Genomic DNA, 21,962 nt, shown 5'->3' with positions numbered 1-21,962 from the left:
ATCAGCGAACTGTATCTCTTTTTTTGGTGCGTAAATCTTCCCGAACGTTGTCTGCAGCTTCATCTAGTTTTTCCCCGGCAACATTCAGCTTTTCTTTGGCAGTATTTACCGTGTTCTGAATGGTGGCAGAATCAAGCGCGGAGGTCTTTTCCGTCTCAATGGTCTTTACGGAAGTAGTTCCGTCCGGATTTTTAATCGTTTCCGTTTTCGTTTCGGTCTGTGAGCAGCTGGCCATGATCAAGCCTATTGCAGCCATAATTCCGTATTTTTTCATGTTGAAGTTTATTTAATGATTATTTAAATAAAGCTTCAACAAATACATTACCATTTTGATTTTAAAAGAATTGAAACTAGTTTTTTAAATATTCAAAATACTTTTTCAGCACCGCTGCGTTCTCTATTTCCTGCGTGTCCACTTCCAGGATTTTAGGTTTTTCATCATGCCTGAAAAAATTGTCAAGCACACGCGACAGTGTATCCTCATCATCGACTTTCGTATAACCGAAACCAAAATGTCTGGCTAAAAATTCCGCATTTTTGTGATGACGCGTCAGGATAAATTCATCCAAAGCGTTCGTAGATTCCGGACCCGGAATGATTTTAAATATGTCACCTCCGCCATTATTGAACAGGATGATCCGTGTGTATGGCGGAATGTAAGCATTCCACAAACCATTGATGTCGTAGAGGAAACTCACATCGCCGGTTACAAGTACGGTTTGGTTTGTATTGCGCATCGCATATCCCATCGCGGTCGACGTAGATCCGTCAATGCCGCTCGTTCCGCGGTTACAGTGAATGTTTTTTGAATTAAATTCAAACAATTGCGCGTATCTGATTGCCGAAGAATTGCTGAAATGCAGATTGATATCTGCCGGCAGTTTTCCGGCTAAAACTTCGAAGAATTTAAAATCTGAGAAAGGCACTTTGAGGCAATATTCGTCATGACGTACGTCCTGTTTATTGCGCAGAACATCCCAAAGATTAAAATAAGATTGTGGTTCCGGAGTGATTTGGCTTAGAAGTTTAGCAAAGAAAACTTCAGGACGTGTTTCTAATTTCTGAGTTAAAGCGAAGAAAGTATCTGGTTGCCAAACTTCGTGGATGTGCCAATGGTTTTTAAGTTTTGCCTTACGCAGAAACTGCTTTATTTTCTTTGAAACCACATTTTGCCCGATTGTTATTAAGAGATCCGGTGCAAAATGCCTGAAATCATCTTCAGTAAAATTAAAAATATACCTGTCGATATGCCCGAAGAATTTTGGATGATGAAGATTCGAGGTGACTTCGGTAAATATAACGGCGCTGTGGTTTTTCACCAGTTGCGAAAGCTGCATTTCAAGTTCTTCACTGTGTTCGCGCGTCCCGACGAGTATCATTACGCGTTTCGAAGAATTCCAGTCGGAAAGCAGTGTAGGTGAAAGGTCGAACTTCTTTTTTGCAAAGGTTTTTTCGACGGAAGGAAAAAGCGGCAGTTCCGAAACAAGTTCGTACAAAGGTTCCTGCAAAGGGATATTGATATGGACAGGGCCCTGTTTTTCAATGCAGATTTCAATCGCTTTCTTGATTCGGGCAAAATTTTCTTCATCGGCGTTTTCTTCATCGTCTTCCAATAATTGAAAGTCACCGTAGGAATGTTGCTGGAAAAGGTCTTTCTGGCGAATCGTCTGCCCATCGAAAATATCCACAAAATCCGCAGGCCGGTCTGCTGTAAGCAACAAAAGTGGAATATTTGAATAAAAACCTTCCGTCACCGCCGGATAATAATTCGCTGCAGCTGACCCGCTTGTACACGTCACTGCGACTGGTTTTTTCTCACTTTTGGCCATGCCGAGACCTACAAACCCCGCGCTTCTTTCGTCCACAATGCTGTAACAGTTCAGTTCGTCGGTTTCCGAAAAATGGATGGCGAGCGGTGCGTTACGAGAGCCCGGCGAGATGACGATATTATAAATTCCGTATTCTTTCAAAAGGTGCGTCAGGATCTGGATGCTTCGCTTAGAAGAGTATTGTTTCATGTTTGGATGTGGACTGTATGCAAATTTAAAGATAATATTATGTAGCAAAGAGCAGGCGAAAGATATAAAGCAAAAAATCCTAATTTAGCGGGACAATTTTTAATCCAAACAAAATGAAACAGATTCCCAGTGTGGATTTGCGTGATTTCCTTTCGGGTGACCCGGAACGCAAGCAAAAATTTGTAAATGAAATCGGAAAAGCATACGAAGAAATCGGCTTTGTTGCCCTGAAAGGTCACTTTCTGGACGAAGAGTTGGTGGATGAACTCTACAGCGAAGTGAAGAATTTTTTCGACCTTCCTGTAGAGACTAAGCAGAAGTACGAGATCCCCGGAATCGGTGGCCAGCGCGGCTATGTAGGCTTTGGTAAAGAAACCGCAAAAGGCTTTAAAAAAGGTGATTTGAAGGAGTTTTGGCATTTTGGTCAATACCTCGAAGACGGTTCTAAATACGCCTCGGTGTATCCTGATAACGTAGAGGTTGCGGAAGTTCCTAAATTCAACGACGTTGGAAGACAGGCCTATAAAATGCTCGAGAAAACCGGTGTTTACGTGTTACGGGCTTTGGCCTTGCACCTTGGTTTGGATGAATTTTACTTCGACAAATATGTGGGCGAAGGTAATTCTATTTTAAGACCGATCCATTATCCACCAATTACCGAAGAGCCTGATAATGCGGTTCGTGCAGCTGCACATGGCGATATCAACCTGATTACGCTTCTTATGGGCGCACAGGGACGAGGGCTTCAGGTTATGAACCACGACGGTGAATGGATTGATGCAATTGCAGAGCCCGATGAACTGATGATTAACGTTGGGGATATGCTCTCCCGACACACCAACAATAAACTGAAATCTACCATCCATCAGGTGGTGAATCCACCAAGAGAACTGTGGGGAACTTCACGTTATTCCATTCCCTTCTTTATGCATCCGGTGAGCGAAATGCCGCTGAACGCTTTGGAAGGAACCTATGACGAAAACAATCCGAAATTGTATCCCGATACCACAGCAGGTGAATTCCTTCACGAAAGATTGGTGGAACTTGGATTGATCAAATAAATTCTATTAAATATTAAATTAAAGCGGGCAGATTTTTCTGTCCGTGTTTTTGTGCTAAATATTCAGTTTAGCATTTCATTTGTAAATTTGTCGGATGGAAATTTTAGATGTAATGATTATCGGCGCAGGTCCAATTGGTTTGAACTGCGCTCTGGAAGCAGAAAAAAACGGTTTAACATATATCATTATTGAAAAAGGCACCATCGTCAATTCACTCTACCATTATCCGCTTTACATGCGGTTTTTCTCCACGGCCGAAAAACTCGAAATTGCTGAAATTCCTTTTATCACCACTTCACCAAAGCCAGGCAGACAGGATGCATTGGAATATTACCAGGGAATTGCGCGACAAAAAGAACTTAAAATCAACCTTTACGAGAAAGTTTTAAAAGTTTCAAAAAATCAGGTCTTCGAAATTGAAACCTCAAAAGCAAAATATCTTGCAAAACACGTCATTATCGCCACCGGATTTTATGACATCCCGAATCTGCTGAATATTCCCGGCGAAAATTTACACAAAGTAAAACACTATTACACCGAGCCTTATCCTTACGCTAACCAGAAAATTGTGGTCATCGGCGCGAGCAATTCCGCTGTGGATGCTGCGCTGGAAACGTATCGAAAGGGAGCGGAGGTCACCATGATCATTAAGAATTCGGAAATTTCAAAGTCGGTTAAATACTGGGTGAAGCCCGATATCGAAAACCGCATCGCAGAAGGAAGCATCAATGCATATTTTAATTCAGAAGTAACTGAGATCAAAGAATCAACGGTCATTTTCAAAGATAAATTGGGCAATATCCACGAGATTGAAAACGATTTTGTTTTGGCAATGACGGGCTATCTTCCCGATTTCGAATTTCTTCAAAATTCTGGCATCGAATTAAAAGGTGACAAACTCATCCCGGCCTACAACCCGCAAACCATGGAAACTAATGTTGAGAGCCTGTACCTGGCCGGCGTTGTCTGTGGCGGTAAAGACACGCACCTTTGGTTCATCGAAAATTCGCGGATTCACGCGGAAATTATTATGAACCATGTGGCTAACCTCAAATAGATATTTTCAGTTTATTTTTGTATTTTTATAACGCATTTTGAGGCATTGTAAGAAGGGAAGATGATTTTCCTGAAATTGCATTTGTTCGCCTGTTAATTCTCACTAAACCCTTTACTGAAAATTGTTACAGAAGGTTGAACCGTAGTTGAACTGTACCAAAGTCATGTCAAAGCCATATCAAAGGCACGGCCCCGGTAGGGATGCTGTTGTCCGAGTGTATTTGTTGCTGGCTTAAGCATTGCTGTGAAATATCATCTATTCAGTTTAAGAAAATTTCGGAGTCCTTTCAAATCTTTCGTAACTTTAACTACCTAAAAATCAAATGCCGGTCATTTCCTTTTTAGCATATCATTAAATAATTAAAACTATATATTATGAGTGCTAATACAAAAGATCTGAGAAATGTAGTCTTGCTCGGACATTCCGACAGTGGCAAAACTACGCTGATTGAAACAATGCTTTACGAAGGCGGGGCGATCAAACGCCGTGGCTCCGTCGAAGGACAGAACACGGTGAGCGACCATACAGACCTGGAACACGAAAAAGGCAAAACCATCTTCTCCCACCAGATGTTCGTGAACTGGAAAAACAACAAAATTAACATTATCGATACCCCCGGATTTGACGATTTCGTTGGCGAAGTCGTTTCTTCGTTAAAGGTGGCCGATACCGCGATCATCGTGCTCAATGCCGCCAACGGAGTAGAAGTAGGGACTGAGTTGGTCTGGGAATATGTTGAAAAATACCAGACGCCCGCCATCTTCGTCATCAACCAGATGGATCATCCGAAAGCAGACTTCGAACGCACGCTGGAACAGGCAAAGGAAAGATTCGGAAATAAACTCGTTCCGCTACAGTATCCTTACAATTCAGGCGCTAATTTCAATGCAATTATTGATGCTCTCAGAATGGTGATGTATGAATTCCCCGCAAATGGCGGCAAACCTGAGAAAAAACCGATTCCCGAAAGCGAAATGGCGCGCGCCAACGAAATGCACAACGCCTTGGTGGAAATCGCTGCAGAAAACGAGGAAGGTTTAATGGAAAAATATTTCGAGGAAGGCAATCTTTCGGAAGAAGAACTTGCAAAAGGAATTACCATCGCATTGGCAAAACAGCAGTTCTTCCCGGTGTTTGTAACGAGCGGACTGAAAGATATGGGCAGCGGCAGGCTGATGGGTTTCATTGATGACATTGCGCCGTCACCAGCCGACAGACCGGCCCGCAGACTCGAAAACGGCGAAGAGATTTCTTACGACCCGAATGATAAAACTACCCTGTTCATTTATAAAACACTTTCTGAACCGCAGGTCGGGATGGTTTCTTACTTTAAAGTATTAAGCGGGAAACTAAAACCAGGCGATGAATTGGTGAACGCCAACAACGGCGAAACCGAACGCATATCCCAGATCTTCGTGGCGGAAGGTAAAGACCGGATTCCTGTGGATGAGCTGGTAGCCGGTGACCTGGGCGTTACCGTGAAACTTAAATATGGCCATTCAAACAATACCTTAAATTCTAAAGGCGTTAACCGGAAGATCCGCCCGATGGAATTCCCGGAAAGCCGTATCCGCAAAGCGGTTTCAGCAGATTCTACCGCTGATATGGAGAAACTCGTCACTGCACTCCATAAAATCGAAGAAGAAGACCCTACGCTGAAAGTGGAGCAGTCTGCCGAACTCAAGCAGACCATTCTTCACGGGCAGGGACAGCTGCATCTGGATCTCGTGAAGCAGCGCATACAGAAAGAATTTGGCGTGAAGATGAATTTCGATAATCCTAAAATCCCTTACCGCGAAACCATCACCGGCTACGCGGAAGCCGATTACCGCCACAAAAAACAGTCAGGCGGATCAGGCCAGTTCGGTGAAATCCATATGCGGGTGGAGAATTTCTACGACGATATGCCCGAACCTACCGGCGTGAACATCCGCCAGAAAGACATCGAAGATCTGCCGTGGGGCGGCAAACTCGCTTTTTACTGGTGCATAGTGGGCGGTGCAATAGACAACCGCTACATCGGTGCCATTAAGAAGGGCATTATGCAGCAGATGAAGGAAGGTCCGCTCACCGGTTCGCATTGCCAGAACGTGCGCGTAACCGTGTACGACGGCAAAATGCACAGTGTGGATTCAAACGATATTTCATTCCAACTGGCAGCTTCGGGTGCTTTCCGCGAAGGTTTCCATAAAGCCAAACCGCAATTGCTCGAACCGGTTTATTCCGTGGAAATCCTATGTCCGGATGAAGATACCGGGGATGTGATGGGCGATCTGCAGACACGCCGCGCGATGATTTCGGGTATGGATTCTGAAGGACATTACCAGAAAATTCTGGCTGAGGTTCCGCTTGCAGAACTTCACGATTACGGTTCTACACTGCGTTCCATTACGGGCGGGCGCGCGAAATTCATGATGAAGTTTTCGGAGTACCAGTTGGTTCCCCCAAATGTTCAGCAGGAGCTGGTGAAATCGCACGCGCATCTGCAGGAAGCTTAAGTATAACATCTTATTGCGTTCGTCATTGCGAGTGGAACGCATTGAAGCGAAGCAATCCCTAACTTCTAGAAAACACTTTTAAATTATGAGGTTGCTTCGTCGCTTCCTTCGGTCGCTTCTCGCAATGACGTTGACGATTAAAAGACAGCCTGCGGTTTCCGCGGGCTGTTTTATGTTATTTTACAGATGTATTTCGGTTGTTTTGAGGTCCGTTTAGGTTAGAGAGCCAAAATTTTAGGTTTATGAGTACCCTCTTTTTACTTCTCCTCCATTAGTTTCTGTCCTAAGTAACCAATGATTAAAAATGTTATTATTGAAATTAATAGCAAGATTATCTGAAATAGATATAGGAAGAAATTTAATTCTTTAGCTAATAGATTTATAATCAAGATTATTATAGAAGGTATTAATCCGAATGAAATGATAACAGTTATAATAAGGGCAACTAATTGCCACCTGAATGTTCTTTTTGAGTTAGAAATTCCAGAAGAAAACTTAACTATGGATTGGCCGAATAATATAATAGCCATCATTATCCATTCTGTGTTGTAGAAAATTTGCTCGGCCTGATCTTGATAGGATCGAATAATTGCAATTACCACTAAGGGTAAAATTGTAAAAATTATTTCTGAAACCAGAACGTAAAATATGTTTCTTTCTAGTTTCATTGATTTTTTATTATCCCCAAAACTTCGATAATTTCAGTCTTTTCAGAGATTAAATATCCATTCCTATTATACCGAAAGTTCTGCTTAATTCTTACTTTTAAAGAATCACCTGGAACAACAATTTCTTTTCCATTCTTAAATCTTTCAAGCCATTCTTCATCAGCAATTTTAATTTTGAGAGATTTACTGCCATGTTTAAATTCCCACTGTGAATCCCCAAGGAAGTCAGGCTTTTTAATCTTGTAAAATGCGATAGATTGATTATTGATCTCTTCGACCGTTAATGCTTTTTCGACGGCTTCAATGTCAATTTTCGTTACCTTATTTGTAAGTTCCTCCGATTTCTCAGTTGAATTTGTTATAGTAAGTTTTTCATTATCAGATAATTTTTCCGTTGTCTCAGAAATCTGATTTAAGGTTTTGGCCAATTGTAAAATATCTGGTTTAGCATAATTAAAAGTTTTATCTAGATCCTCTTCTCGAGCGATTTCCTCGATAGCCTCCGATAATTTTTCTAAATCATCAACACTACTCTTTCTGTCTTGTATAAATTCTAGTGCTTTACTTCGTGAATTTTCAATAAAATTTGAAACTTTTTGCGGCTCTTCTAAATTATCTAATTTTCCATCTTCATTTAAAACTAATTCATCCCATAATTTTCCAATTAACGAGCCTTTCTCTATATCGTTTAGAAAAATTTTTGTTGAAATACTGGAATTAATGGATTTTGCAAGTACAACATCAAGATTTCTGATATCCTCTATTATATCTGCAAATGATCTGAAAAGACGACTAGGATTTTCCGTATTTTTATCAAACTCTAATTTAAGTTCGAAATGACTAATAATTGTTTTTTTCATCAGAGACGCTAAATTAAACCTGTGTAGAATCGTTCAAATATGCAACAATTCCCTCAACCCACCAAGCATAATTTATTACGCCATAGTGATTTAGAAAAAAATCCCCTTTGTCAATGCCGAACGGATTTTGTTATTTTAAGCCTCTTCCAGCTTCACCGTAAAGTGTCTCAAAATATCAGATTCCCAGGTGATGTTGTAGCCTTTTTCGATTTCTGCGCGGCGGTCGTACACGTTTTTGATGGCGACGGCGATATAATCCATGTGGTTGTTGGTGTAGGTTCGGCGCGGGATGGCGAGCCTCACAAGCTCGAGTTTCGGGTAACGGTTTTCACGGGTTTGCGGATCGCGGTCGGCAAGCAAAGTCCCGATTTCCACAGTGCGGATACCGGCTTCCTTGTAAATCTCGTTGGCCAAAGTCTGCGCCGGGTATTCTTCACGCGGAATGTTGGGCAAAAACTTCAGTGAATCTACAAACACGGCATGTCCACCGATTGGTTTCTGGATCGGGATGCCGAACTCAATCAGTTTATTGCCAAGATATTCCACCTGAGAAATGCGGCTTTCGAGGTATTCAAATTCGGTAGCTTCGTTCAAACCTACCGCAAGCGCCGCCATATCGCGGCCCGCCATTCCGCCATAAGTGATGAAACCTTCGTAAATAATGGTAAAATTAGAAGCGGTGTTGAATACATTTTCGTCATTCAGGGCGATAAATCCGCCGATGTTTACAAGTCCGTCTTTCTTCGAACTCATCGTCATGCCCACGCCGTAAGAGAAAACTTCTTTCGCGATTTCTTTGATGGTTCGGTTTTCTTGCCCGGCTTCTCTCTGTTTAATGAAGTAGGCATTTTCCGCAAATCGTGCGGAATCAAAGTAGATCGGGATACCGTAACGGTCTGAAAGTTCTTTCACTGCCTTCACGTTCTCGAGCGAAACAGGTTGCCCGCCCGAAGAATTACACGTAATCGTAATCAAACAGAACGGAATTTTTTCTTTCGGATAGGTTTTGTAAACCTCTTCAAGTTTTTCAAGGTCGATGTTTCCTTTGAACGGGTACAGGTTTTCAATATCGAAAGCTTCATCGATGGTACAGTCGATGGCATGGGCTTTACGGAATTCGATGTGGCCTTTGGTAGTATCGAAATGCGAGTTTCCAGGAACGATATCTCCTTCTTTAACCAAGACGGAAAACAGAATGTTTTCGGCGGCACGTCCCTGATGGGTGGGCAGCAAATATTTATAACCGGTGAGCTGCTGAACGGTTGTATGAAGCTCATCGAAACTTTTCGATCCAGCGTAACTTTCGTCACCAGTCATCAGCGCGCTCCACTGCTGGTCGCTCATTGCCCCGGTTCCGGAATCGGTTAGAAGGTCGATATAAACCTGTGAGGATTTAAGATTGAATAAATTAAAGTTGGCGTCTTTCAGCCATTGCTCTCTTTCTTCGGGAGTGGATTGGCGGATTTCTTCCACCATTTTTATACGGTAAGGTTCTGCGTATGGGAGTTTCATTACGTTTAAGTTTAAGGTTGAGGTTTAGCGGCGAAGATTTCTTGAGATCAAAATCTTAATCTCAAACTTAAACTCAGATTCATTCTGGTGCTTTGAAAACATTGTCATCCGAATGGAAACCAGCCACGCCGCCGCTCACAGCAAACTTCATCGCCTGCGCCGCCGTTACGTTTTCGAGAACAACAAGATTTTCTGCGCGTACAAACACTACCCACCCAGACACCGCATAAGAATGCGGCAGGTAAACCGATACATATTCGGGGAAACCAACGGATGAAAGGTCGCTTTGGGTAAGGAAGCCGATGCGCCAAACTTCGGGCTCATCGGTGGTTTTAATAAGAACCGGTTGGTTGAATTTCTTCTTATCGCCCACAAAAGACGTCATTACATCCTTTAATGAAGTGTAGATAAATTTAATGCCGGGAGTATGTTCAAGAAGATAATCAAAACTGTCTACCACTACACGTCCGATGATGAATTTGTTGCCGAGATAACCGATCAGCGCGGTGCCGAGAACGACGATCATGAAGGTAATGCCCGGATAAAGCCTTTCGGAAACCGCCGGAATAATGTTATCGATACTTGAGACGATATACCAGATAATCCAGATGGTTACGGCAAACGGACCGATGATGAGCAAACCCTGAAAAAACGACTTTGCAAGGGTGTTAAGAAACTGTTCGGCGCGTTCGCGGTTCATGTAGAAGGAATAATTTAGATGGGTAAAAATACTGTTTTTCAGTGTACGGGCATATTAAAAATTTTAGCCGTGAATCGATTCTTTCTTACCGTAAGATTTGATGATTTCGGCTTCGTAATCCAGCCATTCTTCCCACCTTGAATTCACGGCTTCAGGATTGCCGAGCTGCCTTGCAAAACCGATGAAAGCGGTATAATGATTGGCTTCAGAGATCATCAGCTCTCTGTAAAACACCTTCAGTTCCTCATCTTTAATGTTTTCTGTCAGAACTTTAAAACGTTCGCAGCTGCGGGCTTCGATCATGGCGGCAAAAAGCATGCGGTCTATAATTCTTTCGTCGCGTGTACCGCCGTGACGGATAAATTTAATGAGTTCACCCACATAATCGTCTTTGCGTTCCCGGCCGAATTCGTAACCCCGTTTTTTAATGATTTCATGCACCATCTGGAAATGTTCGAGTTCTTCCTGCGCGATCTTGATGAGTTCTGTGATGATTTCAGGATATTCCGGAAGCATTGTGATGAGCGTGATTGCATTGGTTGTTGCTTTTTGTTCGCACCAGGCGTGATCTGTAAGTATTTCTTCGAGATTTCCTTCTGCGATGTTAGCCCAGCGCGGGTCGGTCAATAATTTCAGTTTAAACATTTTAAGTCAGGTTTTAGGCACAAATTTAAAGATAATATTAACGCCGCATTTGTAGACAAGTTGGTTTGCCTGTTGCGGATTTCGTAACCAAAGTGCTGCCGTGGCATAAATATTGAAACAAAGATTCTACAAACATTAAATAAATAAATTATGAACACGCAATTATTATCAGCAAAGCTCGAAAAATTTGGAATTTTTGTTCTTACATTTTTCTTTAGTGTAATGGCTTTCGCCCAAACCGGTACAAACCCAGATCTGAACGTAGATGTTACCACTACTAAAACTACGACAACTGAGGAATGGTTTACGAACCCGATTTACTGGGTGATTGGAGCCCTGTTGCTTATCATCCTTATCGCAGTGGTAGCACGCGGTAACCGCAGAGCAGACGTATAATTGCTGCAAAGATTAGAACCGTCTCAGGAAACTGAGGCGGTTTTTTTGCGTAAAAACGCAAGGATTTTCCAGCTCCACGCATCGAATTTTTTGAGCGCGACCGCGATTGCGAAAGCCAAAGCTACATTGATGAGGTAAATTAAAATCATCAAAACCCACCACGGCATTGAATCCTGCAACGGAACTGCGATAAAATAAACCAAGGACGAAGAAATTCCCTGCGCAAAATAAAAGAATATCGCATTCTTACCGATAAATGTGACAATGGATTCTTTGCTGATTTTCAATCGGTTGTACAAAACGAAAAGTGTAACCAGCGAGAAAGATGACCAAAAGACGTAAAGCAATTTCGGCGGAAATTTCGCTTTGTTCATGCGCATTAAAAGCTCTTTGCCTTCAGTCAAAAATATAAATGCAAGAATTAAAATCAGGGTTCCGTAGAGAACAGGAATTATCTTATTCGGAATCTTCTTTCCTTTCAGTTTATTCGCCATCAGGAAAATTCCCAAATAAAAAGCAACATAACCTACCTGACCAGTCGGGTAATAATGGGGGAACACATTAAATAAAAATGTGAGGCCGAAACACAGCGTGATGAACCAATTGATATGTTTTGGGAAAAAGCGGATGATCAAAACGCCGAAAACTGTCAGGATAAAATACACTTTGAGGTACCAGAAACTTCCCATAACTACAGGGAAAGTGTCTGCGTTTGTGTATTGATGCAGATACCAGTTGCCAAGATTCTGCCACTGGGGAACATCTGAAATGCTTTGCGGGACGTACTTAGAACCAAACGTGGAATAGAAATCCTGCATCCAGGCGAGTCCGAAGACGTTGAGCCCCAAAACTTTAAAGAGGTAATCCAAAAAGAAAAGCAGCGTCACGAAAATCATGAAAGTGATTTGCAGCTTCAACAAGCGGTAGAGGGTTTTTTCGACATTTCCGCCGGAGGTCAGCCCGCTCAGCGCGTAAAACAGCGGCACATCGATTAAAAGTGAGAGCACGCGCAATTCTGTCGGCACATAAAACTGTCCGGACCAGAACACGGTATGTATAAAGATGATTGAAAGCGTGGCGAAGCCTTTGGCAAAATCAATATAGAGATCTCTTTTCATGTAAATTGAATTGATCAAATTTAATTAAAAATTGGTCTTAGCGGCGATGTAGCGAACTTAAATTTAGGGGGTAAAGACGTTATTTTGAAGAATTTACCGCATAATCTATTTGCAATGATTTGTAAATCAGAAATATTTCTTATTTTTGCACCTCGAATTAACTAACAAAACTTATAAACAATGTTTGCAATTGTAGAAATAGCAGGGCTTCAATACAAAGTTGAGCAAGACCAAAAGTTGTTTGTAAACCGTTTGAAAGGAGATAAAGGAGGAAAAGTTTCTTTCGATAAAGTTCTTCTTACTGTAAACGGTTCTACAACAATCGGCGCCCCAGCTGTAAGCGGTATCACTGTAGATGCCGAAATCCTTGACCACGTAAAAGCGGACAAAGTAATCATCTTCAAGAAAAAAAGAAGAAAAGGTTACGAGAAGAAAAACGGCCACAGACAGTCTTTAACTCAGATCGTTATCACCGGTATCACTGGTTTCGATAACAAGAAAGAGAAAAAAGCAGCAGCTCCGAAAGCTAAAAAAGCAGCGGCTACTGAGCCTGCAGCAACAGAAACTCAAAACAGCGAAAGCGCTGAATAATTTTAAACCAAAAAACCTTAAAATAAAATGGCACACAAAAAAGGAGTTGGTAGTTCCAAAAACGGTAGAGAATCGCATTCCAAGAGACTTGGTGTAAAGATTTTCGGAGGTCAGGACGCTATTGCCGGCAACATCATCGTGAGACAAAGAGGTACGCAACACCACCCGGGTGAAAACGTGGGTATGGGTAAAGACCACACACTTCACGCTTTGGTAGACGGAAAAGTAGTTTTCAGAAAGAAAGCAAACAACAGATCTTTCGTATCTATTGAACCAAACGCATAATTATTACTGCGTCCCGAGTAACATCGGATCATAAACTAAAATCCCCGTTTCAGATGAAACGGGGATTTTCATATTTAAATGTTTTCTTTATTTGTTCAGGAAGGCATCCCAACCCTGAGCATTCAGCGCAATCAGTTCATTGCTGCCACGCGCTACCAGGAAGTTTCCCTGCTCCAAATCTACGGTGTGACCGATAATGCTGAAATCCGGATGATTTCTGATTTTTTCAAAATCTTCCGGCGAGATTGTAAACAGCAGCTCGAAATCTTCACCACCATTCAATGCGCACATCACAGGATTTAAATTCAGTTCCTCCGCCGTAGAAATCGTCAGCGAATCCATTGGGATTTTATCTTCGTACAATCGGAAACCCACTTTGCTTTGGTCAGACAAATGCAGAATCTCCGAAGAAAGACCATCCGAAATATCAATCATAGAAGTTGGCTTTACACCGAGTTCCTCCAAAGTTTTCTTGATATCCGTGCGGGCTTCAGGTTTAAGCTGGCGTTCCAGGATATAATCATAACCTTCCATTTCAGGCTGCATATTTGGATTGGCTAAATATACAGAGTGCTCACGCTCCAGAATCTGCAAACCTAAATAGGCGCCGCCCAAATCTCCCGTTACAACAAGTAAATCATTGACCTTCGCGGTACTTCTTTTCACGATTTTATCTGAATCTTCCAGGCCCATTGCGGTGATGCTCATCACCAAACCGGATGTCGAACTCGTGGTGTCGCCACCTACAAGATCCACATTATAACGTTTGCAGGCCAAAGCGATACCTTCATAAATCTCCTCCAAAGCTTCTACTGGAAAACGGTTTGAAACTGCCAGCGAAACCAGGATTTGCGTTGGTGTAGCATTCATTGCAGCTACATCACTGAGATTCACCACCACTGCTTTGTAACCCAAATGTTTCAACGGCACATAACCCAGGTTAAAATGAACACCTTCTGCAAGCAAGTCAGTAGTTACGACCAGTTTTTTCCCCTGGGGATCAATCACCGCGCAGTCGTCACCGATCGAAAGTTCCGTAGAAGCATTCGCAAAACCAAAGTTTTCGGTTAAATGTTTAATGAGTCCGAATTCACCGTATTTCGAAATGGGAGTGAGTTCGGTATTTTTATCTTGGAGCATACTTTTATAGTTTATTGATCTGCGTTTTTGCGCCACGCGAAAGTTCCCTGTTTGTGGAACGCTTCCACATTTTCAGCTTTAAAAGGCAGTTCACGCAGGTCTTCACGCGTCAGCACCTTCGTATTTTCACTTCTGAATTCGTTCATCACTTCCTGGATATCATCCGGCGGCGAAGTAGATTTTCTAAGCATCATATCAATCCAAACGCCGGTTGCTTCGCTGGTTGCGCAGTGCGTACCGTCGGGCAGATAAAATTTATGAAGAAAGCGGTAGATGCTCGCATCTTCACTCATCCCGGAGATTTCAGCTGACACAAAAACGGTTTGATCCGCGTAGATTTCCTTGAAAAACGAATACCTTTCATGCAGGATAACCGGGCCAATTCCCCAGCGGCTCAGTTCTTTAAGCCCCATGTGATGGGTGTTCATGAAAGCCATGCGCGTCTGCGCGCAATAGGCCACGTACGATGAGTTCGCCAGATGTTTGTTCGCGTCGATGTCGCTCCAGCGCACTTCGAATTTATGATGATATATTGACATTTTAATATTTTTTTAGGTTTGGGCAATCCCGCGGCGGCAGCTGGCGCTGCCGCCGCGGTCGGGCTTTCCGTTTCAATCTGCGGGCGGCTGGCGCCGCCCGCAGGATTTCCACTGCAATCCCTATTGCGGGTTCGGTTATAATCCCACAATTACGGCACAAAATTAAGCATTAATGATGGGGTAGAAAAACTGTATTTTTGCACTCAGCAAAGGTGATCCGGCGCGGTTTTTTAAGTATGGCAAAGAAGAAAATTATAATCATCGGTGGCGGCGCGGCAGGTTTTTTCTGCGCAGCGAACCTCGATGAAAGCAAATACGACGTGCTCATTCTTGAGCAGAATTCTGATGTTTTGCAGAAAGTGAAGATTTCGGGTGGCGGACGCTGCAATGTTTCACACGCATGCTTTGATCCTCGGGAACTTGTCGGCTTTTATCCGCGCGGCAATAAGGAACTGCTGAGTGTATTCCACAAATTCCAGCCGGGTGACACGATGGATTGGTTTGAGACGCGTGGAGTAGCTTTAAAAATAGAAGATGACAGTCGTATTTTCCCCGAAAGCAATTCCTCGCAAACGATCATCGACGCGATGACAAAGGAAGTAAGCCGCAAAAAATTTGAAGTAAAGACGCAAGCCGTGGTTTCTGCTATTGAAAAGACGGGTGAAAAATTTATGGTAAAATCCGGAGCTGGCGATTTCACTGCCGATTATCTCATTTACTGCACGGGAAGTTCGCCGAAATCTTTAAAACTCATTCAGACTTTAGGCCATAAAATTGTCGAGCCTGTTCCGTCATTATTCACATTTAACATTAAAAATGAAACTTTGAAGGATTTGATGGGAACCAGTTTTCCGCATGCTGAAGTTTCAATTCCAGCCTTAAAGGCAGAGGAATCCGGGCCGATGCTGATCACGCATTGGGGACTTTCGGGGCCGGCTATTTTGAAGATTTCGGCCTGGAAAGCCCGCGAGTTGGCTGCGGTGAAATATCAGTTTGAGATCTTTGTCAATTTCCTGGGCATTTCCCGAGTCGAAGCTTTATATATGTTAAAAGACTACCGTTTACAAAATCCAAAGAAAACAATCGGCGCTTCGAAAATATTCAATATCACCACTAGATTCTGGCATCGAATTCTGTGGTTATCGATGGTGAATTTAGATAAAAACATTTCCACATTAACGACAAAAGAAGTCGAAAGTATTATCACAAACCTCTGCGAAAATGGCATGAAGGTCAGCGGTAAGTCTACTTATAAGGACGAATTCGTGACTGCCGGGGGTGTAAATCTAAAGGAAATCAACTTCAGAAACATGTCTTCCAAAGTTGTAGATGGTCTGTATGTGGCTGGAGAAGTTCTTAATATTGACGCAGTTACGGGCGGTTTCAATTTCCAGGCATGCTGGAGTGAGGCGTGGCTAATGGCGCAGGATTTGAATGCATAATAACTGAAAAAAGTATTTTTCATTTAGGTCTATTTCCTAAATTTGAGTAAATATTAAAAATGAAAAATCTATATTCCATATTTATTGTTTCCCTGGTGCTGCTGATGGTGTCGTGCCAAAGCCGCGTGGTAAGCGTGCAGAAGCCATTCAACAAGAATTCGCTTGAGCTCTACAAACGCTACAGTTTTCAGTTGCAGGATGCAAGTAATATCAGGATGCAGGTCCTTCGCGTAGATGCGGAAAACGTGTACGGAAAAAATAATGATGACGAGCAGATTGTCATCAATGCCTCGGAAATCCGCGAGGTGAAGAAAACCGACCTTTTTTCATCGGTTGCTGTTGCTCTGGCCGCCGTGGCCGCGGTGATTTTCGTGCCGATATAGTCTTTACTTAATTAATATAAAAAAAGGAACCAACTCTCAGAGAAGGTTCCTTTTTTTATTTAAATATTTTACCCACGATATTACCGATTTCCATGAAGTCATCGGCATTGCTGATGTCCCTCGAGAGTTTGCCGTACTCTTCCTTGGCATTGCGCGATGGGAAAACCAGCAGGTAATTTCGGCTCGAAAAGTGCGTGTTCAGGTAAGCGGGCACATTCTGCATCTGGGGGAGATAAGAAACCATGCCGCGACGCGCCATGAAGAGCACAAAAGCGTCATCATCTTTCATTTTCTTGAAGACTTTTGGCATCTCTGCCCAATTGCTAAAAACATAAAATGCCGCATCGATATTGACTTTCTTTTGAATCCGTTCGAGCACTTTTATCGTCTTGTCTTCGCCGAAGAACTCGATTTTTGCACCGGTGCTGCGGGAAATATTCCAAATTTTTAGTAATGAATGAAAGAAACCAGCTTCGAGATGTGCATTATCTGGAAAAACCACCATATATCGTCGGACCGTGGCGATTGGTTGCACGGCATGATACACCAGCGTATTTACGCTAGTGTTCCGCAGATACCCATTGTAGAGGTTATAAACTAAGCTTGTAGAAAAGCCTTTATCAGCGTCTACAGCGAGGATGAGATCCGAAATTTTATGTTCTTTAATGGCATTGCTGATACCGCGCTGCACGTCACTGTCGAATCTTTTTAGCGGCGTGATCTCTACATCTGCGGAAGCACCTATCTTCGACGATTCTTCCAGCAGTTTCACCGCATTCTTCTCTAAGGATTCATCGGTTTCATCGTCGATGACATTGATCGCGAACAGGTCTTTCGTGTTGTTCTTGGATTTCAGCAGCAACGATAAGTTTGTAATAGGTTCCACGGTAGCGCTGTAATTTAGCGCCAGCAACAGCCGTTCGTTGTGCGAATCTGTGGCAGCCATCGTATTTTCATTGTCAGTTTCCAGAATTGCCTGTGCGTTTTTCTGGGTGACAAAGGACGAAACGGTGCACGAAACCAGGATCAGCAAGATGCTTCCGTTCAGAATGCTTTCATTTAAAAGTCGGATGGGTTCGCCAGCGTCGGTCTCTCCGATAATGATGTTATAACCTACAAGCACGGCTGCGAGCGTGGCCGCAGCGGACGCGGAACTTAGTCCAAAAATAATCCCGCTTTCTGCTTTTGTGAATTTAAAAGCGCGCGCTGTGGCTTTTGCGGCGAGATATTTCCCACCGATGGAAACAGAAATCATTACTGCGGCCACCTTTAACGTTTCTAAATCATTAAAGAAAACTTTCACATCGATGAGCATACCGACACTGATTAGGAAAAAGGGGATGAAAATCGCGTTTCCCACAAAATCAATCCTGTTCATCAGCGATGAAGACCTCGGGATGAGCCCATTTAAAGCCAAACCAGCCAGAAATGCACCAATGATAGCTTCTACACCGGCAAGTTCGGCGAGTAATGAGGCAAGATAAATCATTACCAATACGAAAATATATTGTGAGATCCGGTCATCTACTTTCTTGAAAAACCACCGTCCTACAATCGGAAATCCGAAAAGTACGATTAATGCAAATGCCACAATTCCAACAGACATCCTGGTCCAAAAAGCCGAGTTCACTTCGCCAGTCGTCATCCCGACAACTATCGCGAGAACCAAAAGTGCGAGCACATCGGTAATCATGGTTCCGCCAACCGTAGATGTCACAGCGGCGTTCCGTGTAATGCCGAGTTTACTTACAATCGGGTATGAAATAAGTGTATGTGAGGAAAAAAGACTTGAAAATAGAAATGTAGTAAGCCAGTTGAACCCTAGTATATAATGTCCGGCAAGAATTCCGAAGGCAAACGGAAAGAGGAAAGTGAAGGCACCGAAACCTAAACTTTTCCACTTATTCTTTTTAAATTCTGCCAGATCGATTTCGAGACCGGCCAGAAACATGATGTAAAGTAAACCAGTGGTTCCCGTCACCACGATGCTGGCGTCCCGAGTAAGGATGTTGAAGCCGAAAGGTCCTACCGCGGCACCGGCGATGATAAGCCCGAGTAGGTGTGGAACTTTAATCTTGTTTAAAAGCAGCGGCGCAAACAGAATGATAATTAGAACTACCAGGAATTTGAGTACGGGATCTTCAAACGGCAATGTGAAATGTGAAAAATCCATAGATTAATTTTTGGCTTTTTCGAGTTCTACCGAGAATTTTGCAACACAATTGTCTTTACCGGTCAGCTCGCGGCTGCCTTTGAGGCGCGATGAGGCAAGATCCACTAAGGCGAGCGTTATCTTTGAGCGCGACGCGGCTGTGGCACTGTCGGTGGAGGAAAGTGTAAGATCTGTGCCGCTGATGTTTCCGGTGAAATGGCGTTCGCCGCCGGTTTTATTGGTGATTTTTAAACCATTAGGTGAAAATTCCCAGATGTCGTTTCTTGTGTCACCCACCACATGTTCGCTACACGAAGATTCTGTACAGATCATCTTTCCGCTCCATTTACCCATGATTTCTTCCGGCCAAACGGCTTCCGCGGGCATTTTTTCGGCAGTATGTTCGAGGCTGTCGCGCAGTGAGAGCAATTGCTGATAATCTGCTTCTTTTGCCAGAAATTCCTGCTCTTTCAGCGAAAGTGCCTGCTCTCTTTGGGCCAAGTTATCTTCTTTATTTGTATCTGTACAGCTGGCAAACGCCGCGGCTGTCAGTATGTAGATAATTAAATTTTTCATGTCCGATCGGTTAGATGCATTTAAAAATAACAAAAAAAGCCCAGACTGGAAAACCTGGACTTGTTTGAATCACTAACAAGGAAGGAGTAATTTATTCGTTCATACGCGCGATTACATTGATTCCGCCCTTGGTTTTGTCGCCAATCTTGCACAAAATTTCGGTATCAACCGGAAGGAAGACATCCATCCGGGAGCCGAACTTGATGAATCCGAACTCGTGTCCTGCTTTGGCCTGATCGCCCTCGTTACAGTAAAAAACGATGCGTCGCGCTACGTAACCTGCGATTTGGCGAAAGACTACTTTATGATTGGTCTTGCTTTCTACAGCCACAGTGGTGCGTTCGTTATCAGTAGAAGATTTTTCATGCCAAGCTACGAGATATTTTCCGGGATGATACTTTTTATAGATAACCTGTCCCGACACCGGATAACGGCAGATATGCACATTAAGCGGTGACATGAAAATAGAAATCTGGATGGCTTTATCATTCAGAAACTCGCCTTCAAAAACTTCTTTTATCATCACCACTTTACCATCTACAGGCGCGATGACATTTTCTTTGTGATCGAGAATATCACGGTTTGGAACGCGGAAAAACCAGAAGACAAGTCCGTACAGAATAAGGATAGGTACAATAATCAAAAGCGACCACTGTTCAAGGTAATAGACCGACAGAAAGGCGACGATTGCGAATACGATGCTCGCCACGACGATTGTTCCAGTGGACTCTTTGTGTAATTTCATCTGTATGCTAAATAAGATTTTCTAAAACAAAATACAAATATACGACAGGCACACAGATAATAAAACTGTCGAGCCGATCCAGGATGCCGCCATGACCCGGAATAATCTTCCCGGAATCTTTCACGCCAAAAGTGCGCTTCAGCTGACTTTCAACCAAATCTCCCAGCGGCGCAAATACAGCTACCAAAAGCCCAACAATCATCCAGTTTCCACGCAGGTCCGGATGGTACAGTTCGATAAAGAATCCAGCAACCATGGTTAATATCACACCGCCGGCAAATCCTTCCCAAGTTTTTTTGGGCGAAATTTTGGGCGCCATTTTATGTTTTCCGAAAAATTTTCCGGTAAAAAATGCAAAACTGTCACTGCTCCAGATCAGTACAAACAGAAAGAATACTTCGAGCGAAAAATCAGTAGAAGTAAACTGCGGTAAAGCCAGCGCAAAACTGAAAGGAATTGCTGTGTATATGATGGTGAAAATGAGTTTGCCATTGTCATAATAAAGTTCTTTTGAGAACCTGAATAAAGTGACAACGGCAATCACGATTAATGACAGAGCGAGAAATTCGGAGAGGCTATAATTATAATAAAAACCCTGATTAAAAAAGCGGTTGGAGAAGCGGTAAAATACAAATACGATTATTGGGAAAACAACCCATTTTTCCCAGCTTTTTGGGTCAAACTGCATTATTTTCACACATTCCCACGCGCCGGCAAAGAGAAAAAAGGTGATGAGTCCGTAATAGAGATGCTGTTGCTGCACGAGACCTGGTGAGAGCCCATTGATGAGTTTTGCGCCAAGCGGAGTGGTGCACAGTATCACGAGCAAACCATAGATGGCACCGCCAAACAGCCGTTGTAGTAGATTTTTATCCAAAAGTATTCTGGGTTAGAATTTTGCAAGTCAGACTTCAGAAAGCCTTAATCTTCGAGCAAAAGTAAGAAAAGTTTTGTATTGTCCTTATTCGGCGTGTCAAGTTTGGAATTGCTGCCGCTGATTGAGGTAAGATTCCGGATGTTTCCGTCACGTTTTATCTTGCTCATCGCATCATTCAGATTGGTGACAATCTGCGAGACATTGGCCATAATAATAATCTTAGAAGGAAGGCGTGAAGAATGATAATGCAGAATATTGTGATGCGAGAGCATGATGCGTCCGTCAAAAGCAATTAGATATTCGCAGGTGATCAGTGCACAGTCATTGAAGAGCTCGAGTTCTGTGGTGTAAGGAACATTCACCACATCAAGGAAGTTCTTTAAATCGTGATCCCAGCAGAATACAGATTTTACATCCTCGATCTTAAGTATTTTGTTTAATGTCTGCAGCGCCTCGGCTTCGTCCGCACAATAATTAAAAATTCCGCCGGAGTGGGTGAAAAGCTGAGCGAATTTGTAATCCAAATCAGCGTTTTTCAATTGGTCTCCCAGTTTTACCAAATCCTGTTCCTCATCCTCAGCGGGTTGATTCAGAATTTTTCCGACAATTTTTTTAAAATTAAAGAGACTCAATTTCCTGCTGGTTTGCTGTTATTATTACAAAAATAGAAAATTATTGCATTAAATTTAATAAGAAGAG

Annotated in this window: 22 protein-coding genes; 8 read left to right on the top strand and 14 right to left on the bottom strand. The window is 42.8% G+C overall.

Annotated elements, in window-relative coordinates:
• Position 1 precedes the first annotated feature (1 nt).
• Together QEP06_RS06545 and menD are read right to left on the bottom strand one after the other, a co-directional pair.
• Positions 2-274, bottom strand: a complete 273-nt coding sequence (locus QEP06_RS06545; RefSeq protein WP_285269586.1) for a hypothetical protein — start codon at positions 272-274, stop codon at positions 2-4.
• Between the two features lie 76 nt (positions 275-350).
• Positions 351-2,018 (bottom strand): 2-succinyl-5-enolpyruvyl-6-hydroxy-3-cyclohexene-1-carboxylic-acid synthase, encoded by a 1,668-nt coding sequence (gene menD, locus QEP06_RS06540; protein ID WP_285269585.1) that lies wholly within the window; start codon positions 2,016-2,018, stop codon positions 351-353.
• Between the two features lie 113 nt (positions 2,019-2,131).
• Here menD and QEP06_RS06535 point away from each other — a divergent pair, with 113 nt between their 5' ends.
• The 3 genes from QEP06_RS06535 to QEP06_RS06525 all read left to right on the top strand — a co-directional run bounded on the left by QEP06_RS06535 (position 2,132) and on the right by QEP06_RS06525 (position 6,634).
• Positions 2,132-3,079, top strand: coding sequence for an isopenicillin N synthase family dioxygenase (locus tag QEP06_RS06535; RefSeq protein ID WP_251832658.1), 948 nt, complete (start codon positions 2,132-2,134; stop codon positions 3,077-3,079).
• Between the two features lie 94 nt (positions 3,080-3,173).
• Positions 3,174-4,136, top strand: coding sequence for a YpdA family putative bacillithiol disulfide reductase (locus QEP06_RS06530; RefSeq protein WP_285269584.1), 963 nt, complete (start codon positions 3,174-3,176; stop codon positions 4,134-4,136).
• Positions 4,137-4,510: 374 nt separating this feature from the next.
• Complete coding sequence (locus tag QEP06_RS06525; protein WP_285269583.1) at positions 4,511-6,634, top strand: elongation factor G; 2,124 nt, start codon at positions 4,511-4,513, stop codon at positions 6,632-6,634.
• Positions 6,635-7,298: 664 nt separating this feature from the next.
• Here QEP06_RS06525 and QEP06_RS06520 read toward each other — a convergent pair.
• The 4 genes from QEP06_RS06520 to QEP06_RS06505 form a co-directional block, all read right to left on the bottom strand.
• Complete coding sequence (locus tag QEP06_RS06520) at positions 7,299-8,162, bottom strand: hypothetical protein (protein WP_285269582.1); 864 nt, start codon at positions 8,160-8,162, stop codon at positions 7,299-7,301.
• 135 nt (positions 8,163-8,297) lie between these two features.
• Complete coding sequence (gene tnaA, locus QEP06_RS06515; protein ID WP_285269581.1) at positions 8,298-9,674, bottom strand: tryptophanase TnaA; 1,377 nt, start codon at positions 9,672-9,674, stop codon at positions 8,298-8,300.
• 79 nt (positions 9,675-9,753) lie between these two features.
• Positions 9,754-10,374 (bottom strand): DUF502 domain-containing protein, encoded by a 621-nt coding sequence (locus QEP06_RS06510; protein ID WP_251832665.1) that lies wholly within the window; start codon positions 10,372-10,374, stop codon positions 9,754-9,756.
• Between the two features lie 63 nt (positions 10,375-10,437).
• A complete protein-coding gene (locus QEP06_RS06505) occupies positions 10,438-11,019 on the bottom strand; it encodes a MiaE family protein (protein WP_285269580.1) in 582 nt (193 codons plus the stop codon).
• Between the two features lie 150 nt (positions 11,020-11,169).
• Between QEP06_RS06505 and QEP06_RS06500 the strand changes: the two genes are divergently transcribed.
• On the top strand, positions 11,170-11,415 hold the full coding sequence (locus QEP06_RS06500; RefSeq protein WP_251832667.1) for a hypothetical protein: 246 nt from the start codon (positions 11,170-11,172) through the stop codon (positions 11,413-11,415).
• 23 nt (positions 11,416-11,438) lie between these two features.
• Here the strand turns inward: QEP06_RS06500 and QEP06_RS06495 are convergent, their stop codons facing one another.
• The gene (locus QEP06_RS06495; RefSeq protein WP_285269579.1) at positions 11,439-12,533 is read right to left on the bottom strand and encodes an acyltransferase family protein; all 1,095 of its coding nucleotides are present in this window, start codon (positions 12,531-12,533) and stop codon (positions 11,439-11,441) included.
• 180 nt (positions 12,534-12,713) lie between these two features.
• On the opposite strand from QEP06_RS06495, the gene rplU reads away from it, so the two are divergent.
• The gene (rplU, locus tag QEP06_RS06490) at positions 12,714-13,124 is read left to right on the top strand and encodes a 50S ribosomal protein L21 (protein ID WP_251832669.1); all 411 of its coding nucleotides are present in this window, start codon (positions 12,714-12,716) and stop codon (positions 13,122-13,124) included.
• Between the two features lie 27 nt (positions 13,125-13,151).
• Positions 13,152-13,409, top strand: a complete 258-nt coding sequence (gene rpmA / locus QEP06_RS06485) for a 50S ribosomal protein L27 (protein ID WP_251832670.1) — start codon at positions 13,152-13,154, stop codon at positions 13,407-13,409.
• Between the two features lie 87 nt (positions 13,410-13,496).
• On the opposite strand, the gene thiL is transcribed toward rpmA, so the two are convergent.
• A complete protein-coding gene (gene thiL / locus QEP06_RS06480; RefSeq protein ID WP_285269578.1) occupies positions 13,497-14,549 on the bottom strand; it encodes a thiamine-phosphate kinase in 1,053 nt (350 codons plus the stop codon).
• 11 nt (positions 14,550-14,560) lie between these two features.
• Positions 14,561-15,088 carry an acyl-CoA thioesterase gene (locus tag QEP06_RS06475; RefSeq protein WP_251832672.1) on the bottom strand — a complete coding sequence of 176 codons (528 nt, stop codon included), beginning with the start codon at positions 15,086-15,088 and terminating at the stop codon, positions 14,561-14,563.
• A gap of 236 nt (positions 15,089-15,324) precedes the next feature.
• Between QEP06_RS06475 and QEP06_RS06470 the strand changes: the two genes are divergently transcribed.
• Together QEP06_RS06470 and QEP06_RS06465 are read left to right on the top strand one after the other, a co-directional pair.
• Complete coding sequence (locus QEP06_RS06470) at positions 15,325-16,530, top strand: BaiN/RdsA family NAD(P)/FAD-dependent oxidoreductase (protein WP_285270071.1); 1,206 nt, start codon at positions 15,325-15,327, stop codon at positions 16,528-16,530.
• A 59-nt stretch (positions 16,531-16,589) separates the two neighbouring features.
• Positions 16,590-16,913: a bacteriophage spanin2 family protein gene (locus QEP06_RS06465; protein WP_251832674.1), complete on the top strand. Its 324-nt coding sequence runs from the start codon at positions 16,590-16,592 to the stop codon at positions 16,911-16,913.
• Positions 16,914-16,968: 55 nt separating this feature from the next.
• On the opposite strand, the gene QEP06_RS06460 is transcribed toward QEP06_RS06465, so the two are convergent.
• The 5 genes from QEP06_RS06460 to QEP06_RS06440 all read right to left on the bottom strand — a co-directional run bounded on the left by QEP06_RS06460 (position 16,969) and on the right by QEP06_RS06440 (position 21,895).
• The gene (locus QEP06_RS06460) at positions 16,969-19,086 is read right to left on the bottom strand and encodes a cation:proton antiporter (RefSeq protein ID WP_285269577.1); all 2,118 of its coding nucleotides are present in this window, start codon (positions 19,084-19,086) and stop codon (positions 16,969-16,971) included.
• 3 nt (positions 19,087-19,089) lie between these two features.
• Positions 19,090-19,641 (bottom strand): hypothetical protein, encoded by a 552-nt coding sequence (locus QEP06_RS06455; RefSeq protein ID WP_251832676.1) that lies wholly within the window; start codon positions 19,639-19,641, stop codon positions 19,090-19,092.
• Between the two features lie 91 nt (positions 19,642-19,732).
• Entirely contained in the window at positions 19,733-20,386 is a 654-nt protein-coding gene (locus QEP06_RS06450) for a phosphatidylserine decarboxylase family protein (protein WP_285269576.1), read from the bottom strand.
• Between the two features lie 7 nt (positions 20,387-20,393).
• Positions 20,394-21,263 carry a phosphatidate cytidylyltransferase gene (locus QEP06_RS06445; protein WP_285269575.1) on the bottom strand — a complete coding sequence of 290 codons (870 nt, stop codon included), beginning with the start codon at positions 21,261-21,263 and terminating at the stop codon, positions 20,394-20,396.
• Between the two features lie 44 nt (positions 21,264-21,307).
• The gene (locus tag QEP06_RS06440; protein ID WP_285269574.1) at positions 21,308-21,895 is read right to left on the bottom strand and encodes an LUD domain-containing protein; all 588 of its coding nucleotides are present in this window, start codon (positions 21,893-21,895) and stop codon (positions 21,308-21,310) included.
• Between the last annotated feature and the right edge of the window lie 67 nt (positions 21,896-21,962).

Source organism: Kaistella rhinocerotis (assembly GCF_030243905.1).
In the GTDB taxonomy this organism is placed as follows: Bacteria; Bacteroidota; Bacteroidia; order Flavobacteriales; family Weeksellaceae; genus Kaistella; species Kaistella rhinocerotis.
The sequence above is the reverse complement of the archived record's forward strand: the minus strand, read 5'-3'. Positions and strand labels throughout refer to the sequence as shown.

Excerpts from the sequence above, each read along its gene's own strand:
- QEP06_RS06450 (WP_285269576.1), bottom strand. The coding sequence starts at position 20,386 with ATGAAATTACACAAAGAGTCCACTGGAACAATCGTCGTGGCGAGCATC.
- QEP06_RS06460 (WP_285269577.1), bottom strand. The coding sequence starts at position 19,086 with ATGGATTTTTCACATTTCACATTGCCGTTTGAAGATCCCGTACTCAAA.
- QEP06_RS06510 (WP_251832665.1), bottom strand. The coding sequence starts at position 10,374 with ATGAACCGCGAACGCGCCGAACAGTTTCTTAACACCCTTGCAAAGTCG.
- QEP06_RS06505 (WP_285269580.1), bottom strand. The coding sequence starts at position 11,019 with ATGTTTAAACTGAAATTATTGACCGACCCGCGCTGGGCTAACATCGCA.
- menD (WP_285269585.1), bottom strand. The coding sequence starts at position 2,018 with ATGAAACAATACTCTTCTAAGCGAAGCATCCAGATCCTGACGCACCTT.
- QEP06_RS06535 (WP_251832658.1), top strand. The coding sequence starts at position 2,132 with ATGAAACAGATTCCCAGTGTGGATTTGCGTGATTTCCTTTCGGGTGAC.
- QEP06_RS06475 (WP_251832672.1), bottom strand. The coding sequence starts at position 15,088 with ATGTCAATATATCATCATAAATTCGAAGTGCGCTGGAGCGACATCGAC.
- QEP06_RS06530 (WP_285269584.1), top strand. The coding sequence starts at position 3,174 with ATGGAAATTTTAGATGTAATGATTATCGGCGCAGGTCCAATTGGTTTG.
- QEP06_RS06545 (WP_285269586.1), bottom strand. The coding sequence starts at position 274 with ATGAAAAAATACGGAATTATGGCTGCAATAGGCTTGATCATGGCCAGC.
- QEP06_RS06520 (WP_285269582.1), bottom strand. The coding sequence starts at position 8,162 with ATGAAAAAAACAATTATTAGTCATTTCGAACTTAAATTAGAGTTTGAT.
- QEP06_RS06455 (WP_251832676.1), bottom strand. The coding sequence starts at position 19,641 with ATGAAAAATTTAATTATCTACATACTGACAGCCGCGGCGTTTGCCAGC.
- thiL (WP_285269578.1), bottom strand. The coding sequence starts at position 14,549 with ATGCTCCAAGATAAAAATACCGAACTCACTCCCATTTCGAAATACGGT.
- tnaA (WP_285269581.1), bottom strand. The coding sequence starts at position 9,674 with ATGAAACTCCCATACGCAGAACCTTACCGTATAAAAATGGTGGAAGAA.
- QEP06_RS06525 (WP_285269583.1), top strand. The coding sequence starts at position 4,511 with ATGAGTGCTAATACAAAAGATCTGAGAAATGTAGTCTTGCTCGGACAT.
- QEP06_RS06495 (WP_285269579.1), bottom strand. The coding sequence starts at position 12,533 with ATGAAAAGAGATCTCTATATTGATTTTGCCAAAGGCTTCGCCACGCTT.
- QEP06_RS06500 (WP_251832667.1), top strand. The coding sequence starts at position 11,170 with ATGAACACGCAATTATTATCAGCAAAGCTCGAAAAATTTGGAATTTTT.
- QEP06_RS06470 (WP_285270071.1), top strand. The coding sequence starts at position 15,325 with ATGGCAAAGAAGAAAATTATAATCATCGGTGGCGGCGCGGCAGGTTTT.
- rpmA (WP_251832670.1), top strand. The coding sequence starts at position 13,152 with ATGGCACACAAAAAAGGAGTTGGTAGTTCCAAAAACGGTAGAGAATCG.
- rplU (WP_251832669.1), top strand. The coding sequence starts at position 12,714 with ATGTTTGCAATTGTAGAAATAGCAGGGCTTCAATACAAAGTTGAGCAA.
- QEP06_RS06465 (WP_251832674.1), top strand. The coding sequence starts at position 16,590 with ATGAAAAATCTATATTCCATATTTATTGTTTCCCTGGTGCTGCTGATG.